Below are 11,876 nucleotides of genomic sequence, written 5' to 3'. Positions count from 1 at the left end.
CTATCCCTGTTCGAACGCTGCCGAGACGCGCGCAGCTCCGAGCCGTGTAAGACAGGACTGCGCCGATTCGCCAGCGTCTTTGTTTTGCCGCACCAGCCGACCGAGCCGGGCCAGCGCAGTTATCATTCCATTGTCATCGGTGTAGGCGCTTGGCAAGTCGTTGGCAGCCCCATTTACGACAAGCCCGTATCCTGATGGCGCACCAATCAGCGTCAGTTCCGACGGCTTCGGCCGGGCGCAGCCCTTGGCGCAGCCCGAGAGATGCACGGTCAGCGACCCATCGAGCAGTTCGGGCGCCAGTTCGACAAGGCGCTCAGCCATGCCCTTGGTCTCCATTCCGGCGGAAGCACAACCCTTGCTGCCGGCGCAGGTGGCGATCGCATTGCGCGGGTCGTCTTCAGCGATGCGAAAGCCGTGGGCTGCCGCCAGACTCTGGGCGATGGCCGCCGCTTCGTGGGCGAGGCCGAGCACAAACAAGGCGTGCCCCGGCGCAAGCCGGATCGACGTGGCGCCAAGCTCCTCAATTTGATGGAGAAAGGGCGCAAGCGCGGAGGCTTCCACCTGGGCGAAGGCAAGGCCGAGGCCGAGAACGACGCCCCCATCGCCCAAGGTGTGAATGCCCGGGATCGATACTTCTGGAACACGACGGGCCAACTGGGGCTCGATCGCGGCAACGCAGCGACAAAGTTCACGGATTTCAACGGGGTCCAGATCGCGTCCGCGCGCCGCCGGTCCGAGCGTCGAGAGCTTCTGGAGAACCACCATCAGTGCCGGCACCAGCGCGTCAGCCGCGAGCTTCCCTACGATGACTGCCCTCGACGCCGTTCCGCCGAGCGACAGCAGCCATTCGCCGCCCGCCGAGGTCGTTAGTGCCTGAAGGCGAATGTCGGCGACAACACCGCCAAGGCCGAAGCGGCCGCCGCCGTCGATCACGACCGATAGCTTGGGTGCTAGTTTCAACGCGGGCCGTTGCGCCCGCAAAGCCTCGCCAAGGGCTGTCGCGATCGGTCGTGGATCGGCGATCTCCGACGGATCGATCCCGGCAAGAGGCGGCACTTCGATGGCAAGGCCCTCGGCAATGATGATGTCGGCATCGCCGATCGCCTGCGCCAGTCCGGGCACCGTTGCGACAGTCAAGCCGCGAAGCTGCAGGTTTCCGCGTGCGGTGATCTCGATAATGCCGTTGCCGAAAGTTTCGGCGGCAGCCGCCAGCGCAATGACCTTGGGAATGGTCAGGCTGTCGTCGTCGGGCCTGAGCCGCACCAGCAACCCGTCGCCGGTCTGCATGGGCGCAGCGAGCGACGGACAGGCGCCGCGCCGCATCGCGGCGCTGGTACCGGGTTCCCCGGTCGATGGAAGGGCGCAGTTGGTCATCAGATCCGTCATCGCTTCGGCTCTCTTCAGGGAAGACGCCTCAGCAAAGGCTATAACACAGTGGCAAACCTTGAGTGAGATCAAACACGACGCGGGTCGCCACCGTCCTATTCGTCGAAATCAACGCCCTTGCGCAGCAGGTAGATGTCCATGATCCAGCCCATCCGTTCGCGCGCTGCCGCCCGGGTTTCAAGGATGCGGTCCTTGACATCGGCAAGACGGCCGGAAATGACGATTTCATCCGGCGTGCCGAGATAGGCACCCCAGTAGATCCAGGCATCCGGGTCGTCGATGCGCTGGAACGCCTGCTCGCCGTCGAGCATGACGACGGACGTCTGGCTCTTTTCGGGAAAACTCTCGTGCAGCCGGCGTCCGGTGGTGATCTCGACCGGCTTGCCGACCAGGTTCAAGGGAATGCGATGGCTGGCGCAGAGCGTCTGCAGGCTGGTGATGCCGGGCAGGACATCATACTCGAAGGCGACCTGACCGCGCGCCCTGACGCGCTCGATGATGCGGATGGTGCTGTCATAGAGCATCGGATCGCCCCAGACGAGAAACGCGCCGACCCCTTCCTCGCCCAGTTCCTCCGACAGAAGCCCTTCGTAGATTGTGGCGATCCGGGCGTGCCAGTCGTCAACGCTGCCGTCATAGCTGACGCCCTCCGTGCGGCGCACCGGCACGGCAAATTCGACGGTGCGGCTGTCGCTTCGCGTGACATAGCGAGCGCAGATCTCGCGGCGCACCTCGGCAAGCTCGGTCTTGTTCGCACCCTTGGTCGGAATGAACAGAACGTCGGCGCGGTTGAGCGCATTGATCGCCTGCACGGTCATATGTTCAGGATTGCCCGAACCGATGCCGATGATCAGAATTTTGCGCATGCCCTCGCCTCCGCCTTCGTTGGTCTGGCGTCTTAGGCGCTTCGCTGTCGAGCGCGCAAGCTCTTCGCGCGACAGCGGCTCCGCCACGAGCGTCAAGCAGACCTCAGTCGGTCTCCGTCAGAGCCGGATTTTCAGGCAGACGCCAGTCGATCGGGTCAAAGCCCTTGCCTTCGAGGAAGGCATTGGCCTGGGAAAAATGCCGGCAACCGAGAAAACCGGCGTGAGCCGACAGCGGCGACGGGTGCGGAGCGCGCAACACCAGATGGCGCGCCCGGTCGACGAAGGCGGCCTTCTTCTGCGCATAGGAACCCCAGAGCATGAAGACAACGGGATGATCCGCCTCGTTCACGGCGCGGATGATCGCATCGGTGAACTTCTCCCAGCCGCGCCCCTGATGCGAAGCGGCGTTGCCGCGCTCGACCGTCAGCACGCTGTTGAGCAGCAACACGCCCTGCTTCGCCCAGCTCTCGAGGAAGCCGTGCCTGGCCGGCGGAATGCCGAGATCACTGTTCAGTTCCTTGTAGATGTTGACGAGCGACGGTGGCGTGCGCACGCCCGGGCGCACGCTGAAGCAGAGCCCATGCGCCTGGCCGTCGCCGTGATAGGGGTCCTGCCCGAGGATGACGACGCGCACCCCATCAAGCGGTGTCAGGTCGAGCGCACGGAAATACTCAGTGCCCCGCGGAAAGATCTGCCGGCCTTCGTTTTTCTGGGCAACGAGGAACTGCTTGAGATCGGCCATGTAGGCGCTCGCAAATTCCAGCGCGAGCGCTGCCTTCCAGCTCTCTTCGAGCTTGATCGCCGTGTCCATCATCCCTCCGGTCGGTCACTATTCTTCAAGGCCCGCAATTTAGGCCGACCGATCGTTATCACAAGCCCTATCGGCGCCAGCTCCCGTCTGGTGCACTGCTTTTCACGGAGCGTATCGACGCGCCTGCCGCGCGCCGGCAATAGCCATCGGCAAGAGCATTGTATTTCAACGAATACAGCGGTAATCAGGAGGCGATAACGTTGTATCCTAAGAGATATCACGCTTCGTTGGAGGGAAATCGATGATCAAGAGAAGAGACTGGCTGAAGGGCCTGGTGCTGGCGCTCGGCCTCGCATGGGCCGGCAGCACCGTTCTGCCGGCGTCCGCGCAGGCCGAAGAGAAGGTAACCGTGTTTGCGGCCGCGAGCCTCAAGAACGCGCTCGATGCGATCAACGCCGAGTGGCAGAAGGAAAGCGGCAAGGAAACGACCGTTTCCTATGCGGCCAGCTCGGCTCTCGCCAAGCAGGTCGAGCAGGGCGCGCCGGCCGACGTCTTCATCTCCGCTGACCTTGCCTGGATGGATTATCTCGCTGAAAAGAAGCTGATCAAGGACGACACCCGCGCGAACCTGCTCGGCAACCGCATCGTGCTCGTCTCCGGCAAGCAGGACGCCGCCCCGGTCGAGATCAAGCAGGGCTTCGATCTCGCTACCGTTCTCGGTGACGGTCGTCTCGCGATGGGCGCTGTCGATTCCGTTCCGGCCGGCAAATACGGCAAGGCGGCGCTTGAAAAGCTCGGCGCCTGGAAGGCTGTGGAGCCCAAGGTCGCGGGCGCTGAAAGCGTGCGCGCCGCCCTCCTCCTCGTATCGCGCGGCGAAGCACCCTATGGCATCGTCTACCAGACCGACGCGGCCGCCGATCCGGGTGTGAAGGTTGTCGGTACCTTCCCGGAAGACAGCCACCCGCCGATCATCTACCCGATCGCGATCACGGCCGAGAGCAAGAGCCCGGATGCCGCCGCCTATGTCGAGTTTGTCAAGTCGGCGAAGGCCGCTGCCGTTTTCGAAAAGCAGGGCTTCACAGTCCTGAAGTAAATGGCCTGAAATCACGTCGGATCTCGGCTGTCCAGAGACAGGCGAAGCATCTATCGTGACGCGTCGCCCGTGCCCAAACACGGGCGACGCGAATATTTGGCGGAGGCAGCCCTCGGGCCGGCCTCGCATCGAGGGAGCACCATCTGTTGGACTGGCTTGCAGTGAGCGACGCGGAATGGACGGCGATCCTTCTGAGCCTGCGCGTTGCAACCGTCGCGATGATCTGCAGCCTGCCCTTTGCCCTTGCCGTCGCCATGCTGCTCGCCCGCGGGCGCTTCTGGGGCAAGACGCTACTCAATGGCCTCGTGCACCTGCCGCTGATCCTGCCGCCCGTCGTCACCGGCTTCCTGCTGCTCTTGCTCTTCGGCCGCCGCGGTCCGCTCGGCGCCTTCTTTGCCGACTATTTCGGCCTGGTCTTTTCCTTCCGCTGGACGGGTGCCGCCCTTGCCTGCGCCGTCATGGCCTTCCCGCTGATGGTGCGCAGCATCCGCCTGTCGATCGAGGCGGTCGACCGCAAGCTCGAGGATGCAGCGACCACGCTTGGCGCCAGTCCGCTCTGGGTGTTCGCCACCGTCACCCTGCCGCTGATCATTCCCGGTATCATTGCCGGCATGATCATTGCCTTCGCCAAGGCCATGGGCGAATTCGGCGCGACCATCACCTTCGTCTCCAACATCCCCGGCGAGACACAGACACTTTCGGCCGCCATCTACACCTTCACCCAGGTACCGGGCGGGGACGCCGGCGCCATGCGGCTGACGATCATTTCGGTCGTCATTTCCATGGCCGCGCTGATCTTTTCCGAACTGCTCGCGACCTTTGCCGCACGCCGGGTGGCGGCCCAATGAGCCTCACCGTCGAAGCCCGCCACCAGCTCGGCGATTTCTCGCTCGATGCCGCCTTCACCTCGGACGGCGGCGTGACGGCGCTTTTCGGACGATCCGGCTCCGGCAAGACCTCGTTGATCAACATCATCGCCGGCCTGATGAAGCCGCAAAGCGGCCGCGTCCTGCTCGACGGCGACGTCATCGCCGACAGCGAGCGAAAGATCTTCACGCCCGTGCATCGCCGCCGCTTCGGCTATGTGTTCCAGGAGGCGCGGCTCTTTCCGCACTTGAGTGTGCACCGCAACCTTGCCTATGGCCGCTGGTTTGCCGGCAAGAGCGGTTCGGGCGGCGACTTTGCCCGCATCGTCGACATGCTTGGTATCGGCCATCTGCTGGAGCGCAGCCCTTCGGCCCTTTCCGGCGGCGAAAAGCAGCGTGTCGCCATCGGCCGTGCGCTCCTGGCAGCGCCCCGCCTGCTTCTGATGGACGAGCCGCTCGCGGCACTCGACGAGGCACGCAAGGCCGAGATCCTACCCTATCTCGAACGGCTGCGCGACGATGCCGGCATCCCGATCGTCTATGTCAGCCACTCCGTCGGCGAAGTGGCGCGGCTGGCAAAACGCGTTGTGGTTCTTGAAAATGGGCAGGTGACCGCATCGGGCGCCGCGGCCGAGGTGCTGAGCGCACCGGCCGCCTCGATTGCCACCGGCCGGCGGGAGGCAGGCGTGGTGCTCGAAGGCATTGTTCAGGCAACGGACGCGGATCACGACCTGACGACCGTCCGGATCGGTGGCGAGACGCTGCGCATCGCCAATGTCGAAGCGCCATCGGGTCGAACGCTCCGACTGCACATCGCCGCACGCGACGTGATGCTCGCGACCAGCCGGCCGCAGGGCATCAGCGCCCTCAACGTGCTTGAAGGAAACATCCTCTCGCTCACCAACGAAGACGATGGCAGTGTCGATGTGCGCATCGACTGCGGCGGCGCGACGATAGCCGCCCGCATCACCCGCTTTTCACGCGACGCGCTTGCCCTTATGCCTGGCAAGACCGTCTACGCCATCATCAAGTCGGTGGCGATCGATCACTAGATCATTGAAGGCGCGCAGTTCCGGACGGAAAGCCGTTTCACACCATTCCTGGAATTGCTTTAATCGTCGTGTGAACCGGCTTCGTCCGTAACCGACGCCGCGTCGCTGCCGCGAACGGTTTCGAGCCAGGCGAGGTCCTCGGCGATCGCGGTCAGCACCCTTTCCTCCATCTCCCGGTAGCGACGGATCAGCGTCTCGCCAAACGGTGTCAGCGCCGCGCCGCCACCCTGCTTGCCGCCGCGCTGCGACTCGACCGAGGGCTCGGTGAACATCCGGTTCAGGGCATCGACCAGCAGCCAGGCACGTCGATAGGACATGTCCATCGCCCGGCCGGCAGCCGAAATCGATCCGGTCTCGCGGATCAGCTCCAAAAGCATGATCTTGCCGCGGCCGAGCCGGTCGGCGGGCGGGAAATCGATGCGAAGAACGGGGCGAAGATCGGGACGGCTTTCACTCATGCGGCGACCATAAAAGCTTGCGTCCAAAACGGGAAGTGCGTCGCATGGAACAAGACCAAGTTTCGCTCGGGGAAGGCAGCCGACAATTGTGCACGGTGGGCGCTCGATGAGTGGCGGCCAGATTGAGGGTCTTGATCTCGTGGCCCTGCCATGCACCGATGGCGCGACACGCCTTCTGAAAGCCCTTCCCATGCCCGGCCCGACACTCGATCCCATAACACCCGACACCACGCTGCCTGCCAAAGCCGACGTCGTCATCGTCGGTGGCGGCATCATCGGCGTCAGCACGGCCCTCTTCCTCGCCGAGCGCGGCATCGATGTCGTGCTCTGCGAAAAGGGCCTGCCGGGTGCCGAGCAGTCGAGCCGCAACTGGGGCTGGGTGCGGGTCATGGGACGCGACGAGCGCGAGATCCCGCTGGCAATCGAAGCGCTGAAGATCTGGGACACGCTCGACGCCCGCGTCAGTGGCGAGACCGGCTTTCGCCGCAGCGGCATCCTCTACATTTCCGAGAACGAACGCGACATCGTCAACCGCGACGCCTGGCTCGCCATGGCCAGGCCCTATGGCGTCGACAGCCGGCAGCTTGGCCCGGACAAAACGGCGGAGGCAATGCCGGGTGCGGCCCTTCGTTATGAAGGCGCGCTCTTCACGCCGAGCGACGGCCGGGCCGAGCCGCAGAAGGCCGTTCCTGCGATCGTCGCCGGTGCCCGTCGCGCCGGCGCCCGCATTCTGACCGGTTGTGCCGTGCGCGGCGTTGAGCGTTCGGGCGGGCGGGTTTCCGCCGTTATTACGGAGAAAGGCCGCATCGAAACGTCGGCCGTGGTCGTGGCCGGCGGTGCCTGGTCCAGGCTTTTCCTGAAAGGTCTCGGCGTAAGGCTGCCGCAACTGAAAGTCCGCAACACGGTGCTCAGGACCGGGCCGGTGTCCGGCGGCCCTGAAGGCGCAGGCGCGACCGCGACCTACGCCTATCGCAAGCGGCTCGACGGCGGCTACACGATTGCCGACGGCGCCGCCAACCTGCATGCAGTCGTGCCCGACAGCTTCGCCTTTTTCCGCGATTTCCAGCCGGCACGAAAGGCCGAGGGCGAGGCTGTGCAGGTCGGCTTCAGCGCCCAGAGCTGGAACGAACTGTTCGAGATCGGGTCCGTCCCGCTCGACCGTCCCGGCGCCTTCGAGCGCCACCGGGTGCTCGATCCCAACCCGGACTCGCGCCGCGCCCTGCACGCGCTTGACGCCGCGGCAAAGGCCTTGCCGTTTCTGCGCGAGACCAAAGTGCAGCAGATCTGGGCCGGCCTGATCGACGTGACACCGGACGCCGTGCCGGTGATTTCGGCGGTCGAGAACGTCCCGGGCCTGATCATCGCCACCGGGTTTTCCGGCCATGGCTTCGGCATCGGACCGGGTGCCGGACACCTCGTCGCCGACCTCGTCACCGGCGTAAGCCCGATCGTCGATCCTGCTCCGTTCCGCCTCTCCCGCTTCCTCGACGGCACGCCGATCACCATCGCACCACCGGTCTGACCGCCTCGCCCGAGAAACCGTCGCGCAAGAAAATTACCGGCAACGACCGGCGGGAAGGCGTGCAACACAACGCTTGGGCGCACTCCCGGCAGGATTCTATCTTTCTTCACGCGCACCGGCTCCCGGACGCCGAAAGACCTTCATAAGCCCCGGAACTCGTGGCAGTCTGTTGGCATCCCGTCGGGAGAGCGGGGCTTTGGAGGAGTGTGCGCAGACCTTGGCAGAGGAGCCATGAGGGTCTCATTGCACGCCTTGGCATAGATCGGTCCAGGTTCTCCCGCTTCACGATTTGGTGCACTGCGCACTCCGGAGGAGGCCGGAAACCGCATGAGCGATCTCGATCGACTTAGCCTGCATGTCCCCGAACCTGCCGTTCGGCCCGGTGGTCAGCCGGATTTCTCCACCGTCAAGATCCCGAAGGCCGGCTCGGTGCCGCGGCCGGAGGTGGATGTCGCGTCCGAAGACATTCGCGACCTCGCCTATTCGATCATCCGCGTCTTGAACCGCGACGGCGAGGCGGTCGGCCCTTGGGCCGGGCTTCTTTCGGACGACGAATTGCTCGCCGGCCTCAAGCACATGATGACGCTGCGCGCCTTCGACGCCCGCATGGTCATGGCCCAGCGCCAGGGCAAGACCTCGTTCTACATGCAGCACCTGGGCGAGGAAGCCGTCAGCTGCGCCTTCCGCAAGGCGCTGACGAAGGGCGACATGAACTTCCCGACCTATCGGCAGGCCGGTCTGCTCATCGCCGACGAATACCCGATGGTCGAGATGATGAACCAGATCTTCTCGAACGAGAGCGATCCGTTGCGCGGACGCCAGCTGCCGATCATGTACTCCTCCAAGGAGCACGGCTTCTTCACCATCTCCGGCAACCTCGCCACCCAATATGTGCAGGCGGTCGGCTGGGCGATGGCCTCAGCCATCAAGAACGACACCAAGATCGCGGCCGCCTGGATCGGCGACGGCTCGACGGCGGAATCGGACTTCCATTCGGCGCTGGTCTTCGCCTCCACCTACAAGGCGCCGGTCATCCTCAACATCGTCAACAATCAGTGGGCGATCTCGACCTTCCAGGGCATTGCCCGGGGCGGTTCCGGCACCTTTGCCGCCCGCGGCCTCGGCTTCGGCATCCCGGCGCTGCGCGTCGACGGCAACGACTATCTCGCCGTCTATGCGGTCGCCAAATGGGCAGCCGAGCGTGCGCGCCGCAACCTCGGCCCGACGCTGATCGAATACGTCACCTACCGCGTCGGCGCCCATTCGACCTCCGACGATCCGAGCGCCTACCGCCCGAAGACGGAATCCGAGGCCTGGCCGCTTGGCGATCCGGTCCTCAGATTGAAGAAGCACCTGATCCTGCGCGGCGCCTGGTCGGAAGAGCGCCATGCGCAGGCGGAAGCCGAGATCACGGACGAGGTCATCCAGGCCCAGAAACAGGCCGAGGGTCATGGCACGCTCCATGCCGGCGGCAAGCCGTCGGTGCGCGACATCTTCGAGGGCGTCTATGCCGAGATGCCGCCGCACATTCGCCGCCAGCGGCAGAAGGCAGGATACTGATATGGCCAGAATGACAATGATCGAAGCCGTGCGCAGCGCCATGGACGTGTCCATGGAGCGCGACGACAATGTCGTCGTCTTCGGCGAGGACGTCGGCTATTTCGGCGGCGTCTTCCGCTGCACGCAAGGCCTCCAGGCGAAGTACGGTAAGACCCGCTGTTTCGACGCGCCGATCAGCGAGAGCGGCATCGTCGGCACGGCGATCGGCATGGCGGCCTACGGGCTGAAACCCTGCGTCGAGATCCAGTTCGCCGACTACATGTACCCCGCCTACGACCAGATCACCCAGGAAGCCGCCCGCATCCGCTACCGCTCGAACGGCGACTTTACCTGCCCGATCGTGCTGCGCATGCCGACCGGCGGCGGCATCTTCGGCGGCCAGACCCACAGCCAGAGCCCGGAAGCGCTCTTCACCCATGTCTGCGGCCTGAAGGTCGTCGTGCCCTCCAACCCCTATGACGCCAAGGGCCTGTTGATCGCCTCGATAGAGGATCCCGACCCGGTGATGTTCCTGGAACCGAAGCGGCTCTACAACGGTCCCTTCGACGGCCATCACGACCGGCCGGTCATCCCCTGGTCGAAACACGATCTCGGCGAAGTGCCGGAGGGCCACTACACGGTTCCGATCGGCAAGGCGGAAGTCCGCCGCCAGGGTTCCGCCGTCACCGTCGTCGCCTATGGCACCATGGTGCATGTGGCGCTGGCCGCAGCCGAGGAAACCGGCATCGACGCCGAGGTGATCGATCTGCGCAGCCTCCTGCCGCTCGATCTCGACACCATCGTCAAGTCGGTCGAAAAGACCGGCCGCTGCGTCGTCGTGCATGAGGCAACTTTGACGTCGGGTTTCGGTGGCGAAATCGCCTCGCTCGTGCAGGAGCACTGCTTCTACCATCTCGAAGCGCCCGTCGTGCGCGTCGCCGGCTGGGACACACCCTACCCGCACGCCCAGGAATGGGACTATTTCCCCGGCCCCGCGCGCGTCGGACGTGCGCTCGTCGAAGTGATGGAGGCCTGAGATGGGCGAATTCGTAATCAAGATGCCCGATGTCGGCGAAGGCGTAGCCGAGGCCGAACTCGTCGAATGGCATGTGAAGCCGGGCGATCCCGTGCGCGAGGACATGGTGCTCGCCGCCGTCATGACCGACAAGGCGACCGTCGAAATCCCTTCGCCCGTCACCGGCACCGTGCTCTGGCTCGGCGCCGAAGTGGGCGACACGGTGGCGGTGAAGGCACCGCTGGTGCGGATCGAAATTTCAGGTGAAGGCGCAACAACGGCCCCCGCCGCCGACGAGCCGGCCGCCAAGGCGGAAGAAAAGCCAGCCGCCAAGGTCGAGGCGCCTGCGCCCGTCGCCAAACCGGCTCAACCGGTCAAGGTCGAGGCCAAGGCCCCGGTCGTAAACGGCGCCCACGCCAACGGCGCGCACCAGCCGGCCGAACGGCTTGAAAAGGCGCTGGCGTCACCCGCCGTGCGCCTGCGCGCCAAGGAGAGCGGTGTCGATCTTCGCCAGGTGACCGGCACCGGTCCTGCCGGCCGCATCACCCATGATGATCTAGACCAGTTCATCGCCCGTGGCGCCCAACCGGTGCTGGCGCCGGCAGGGCTACAGCGAAAAACGGCGGTCGATGAGATCAAGGTCACCGGTCTTCGCCGCCGCATCGCCGAGAAGATGTCGCTTTCGACCTCGCGCATTCCCCACATCACCTATGTGGAAGAGGTCGACATGACCGCGCTTGAGGACCTGCGGACGACCATGAACCGCGACCGCAAGCCCGATCAGCCGAAGCTGACGATCCTGCCCTATCTGATGCGCGCACTGGTGCGTACCATTGCCGACCAGCCGGCCGTCAATGCCACGTTCGACGATGGCCCCGGCATCATCAGCCGTCATCACGCGGTCCATATCGGCATCGCCACCCAGACGCCGGCGGGCCTTACCGTTCCGGTCGTGCGCCACGCCGAAGCGCGCGGGATCTGGGATTGCGCCACCGAACTCAACCGCCTGGCGGAAGCCGCCCGCACCGGTACGGCCACCCGAGACGAACTCACGGGGTCGACGATCACGATCTCGTCGCTCGGAGCACTCGGCGGCATCGTTTCGACGCCCGTGATCAACCACCCGGAAGTGGCGATCGTCGGCGTCAACAAGCTCGCGGTCCGGCCGGTCTGGGACGGCACGCAGTTCGTGCCGCGCAAGATCATGAATCTGTCCTCGAGCTTCGATCATCGCGTCATCGACGGCTGGGACGCGGCGGTGTTCGTACAGCGGCTGAAGACCCTGCTCGAAACGCCGGCGCTGATTTTCGTGGAGGCCTGAGGCGATC

General features: G+C 65.0%; 11 protein-coding genes. 7 read left to right on the top strand and 4 right to left on the bottom strand.

Features of this window, described 5'->3' with window-relative positions; all coding sequences use genetic code 11:
• The 3 genes from cobG to ung form a co-directional block, all read right to left on the bottom strand.
• On the bottom strand, positions 1 to 1,374 hold the full coding sequence (gene cobG / locus VGO12_RS22880) for a precorrin-3B synthase (RefSeq protein ID WP_327515049.1): 1,374 nt from the start codon (positions 1,372 to 1,374) through the stop codon (positions 1 to 3).
• 107 nt (positions 1,375 to 1,481) lie between these two features.
• Positions 1,482 to 2,252: a precorrin-6A synthase (deacetylating) gene (gene cobF, locus VGO12_RS22875; protein WP_327515032.1), complete on the bottom strand. Its 771-nt coding sequence runs from the start codon at positions 2,250 to 2,252 to the stop codon at positions 1,482 to 1,484.
• A gap of 103 nt (positions 2,253 to 2,355) precedes the next feature.
• On the bottom strand, positions 2,356 to 3,063 hold the full coding sequence (gene ung, locus VGO12_RS22870) for a uracil-DNA glycosylase (RefSeq protein WP_327515031.1): 708 nt from the start codon (positions 3,061 to 3,063) through the stop codon (positions 2,356 to 2,358).
• A 241-nt stretch (positions 3,064 to 3,304) separates the two neighbouring features.
• Here ung and modA point away from each other — a divergent pair, with 241 nt between their 5' ends.
• The 3 genes from modA to modC all read left to right on the top strand — a co-directional run bounded on the left by modA (position 3,305) and on the right by modC (position 6,014).
• Positions 3,305 to 4,096, top strand: coding sequence for a molybdate ABC transporter substrate-binding protein (gene modA, locus VGO12_RS22865; protein ID WP_327515030.1), 792 nt, complete (start codon positions 3,305 to 3,307; stop codon positions 4,094 to 4,096).
• A gap of 146 nt (positions 4,097 to 4,242) precedes the next feature.
• Positions 4,243 to 4,944, top strand: a complete 702-nt coding sequence (gene modB / locus VGO12_RS22860) for a molybdate ABC transporter permease subunit (protein ID WP_275021577.1) — start codon at positions 4,243 to 4,245, stop codon at positions 4,942 to 4,944.
• Positions 4,941 to 6,014, top strand: a complete 1,074-nt coding sequence (gene modC, locus VGO12_RS22855) for a molybdenum ABC transporter ATP-binding protein (RefSeq protein ID WP_327515029.1) — start codon at positions 4,941 to 4,943, stop codon at positions 6,012 to 6,014. The genes modB and modC overlap by 4 nt, the downstream gene beginning before the upstream one ends.
• A gap of 59 nt (positions 6,015 to 6,073) precedes the next feature.
• Here modC and VGO12_RS22850 read toward each other — a convergent pair whose 3' ends face one another.
• The gene (locus tag VGO12_RS22850; RefSeq protein WP_327515028.1) at positions 6,074 to 6,472 is read right to left on the bottom strand and encodes a winged helix-turn-helix domain-containing protein; all 399 of its coding nucleotides are present in this window, start codon (positions 6,470 to 6,472) and stop codon (positions 6,074 to 6,076) included.
• A gap of 190 nt (positions 6,473 to 6,662) precedes the next feature.
• Between VGO12_RS22850 and VGO12_RS22845 the strand changes: the two genes are divergently transcribed.
• The 4 genes from VGO12_RS22845 to VGO12_RS22830 all read left to right on the top strand — a co-directional run bounded on the left by VGO12_RS22845 (position 6,663) and on the right by VGO12_RS22830 (position 11,869).
• Entirely contained in the window at positions 6,663 to 7,994 is a 1,332-nt protein-coding gene (locus VGO12_RS22845) for an FAD-binding oxidoreductase (protein ID WP_327515048.1), read from the top strand.
• Positions 7,995 to 8,321: 327 nt separating this feature from the next.
• Positions 8,322 to 9,554 carry a 3-methyl-2-oxobutanoate dehydrogenase (2-methylpropanoyl-transferring) subunit alpha gene (locus VGO12_RS22840; RefSeq protein ID WP_327515027.1) on the top strand — a complete coding sequence of 411 codons (1,233 nt, stop codon included), beginning with the start codon at positions 8,322 to 8,324 and terminating at the stop codon, positions 9,552 to 9,554.
• Position 9,555: 1 nt separating this feature from the next.
• A complete protein-coding gene (locus VGO12_RS22835) occupies positions 9,556 to 10,569 on the top strand; it encodes an alpha-ketoacid dehydrogenase subunit beta (RefSeq protein ID WP_327515026.1) in 1,014 nt (337 codons plus the stop codon).
• A 1-nt stretch (position 10,570) separates the two neighbouring features.
• On the top strand, positions 10,571 to 11,869 hold the full coding sequence (locus VGO12_RS22830) for a dihydrolipoamide acetyltransferase family protein (protein ID WP_327515025.1): 1,299 nt from the start codon (positions 10,571 to 10,573) through the stop codon (positions 11,867 to 11,869).
• Positions 11,870 to 11,876: the final 7 nt, after the last annotated feature.

It is taken from the genome of Ensifer sp., assembly GCF_035999135.1.
In the GTDB taxonomy this organism is placed as follows: Bacteria; Pseudomonadota; Alphaproteobacteria; order Rhizobiales; family Rhizobiaceae; genus Ensifer.
The sequence above is the reverse complement of the archived record's forward strand: the minus strand, read 5'-3'. Positions and strand labels throughout refer to the sequence as shown.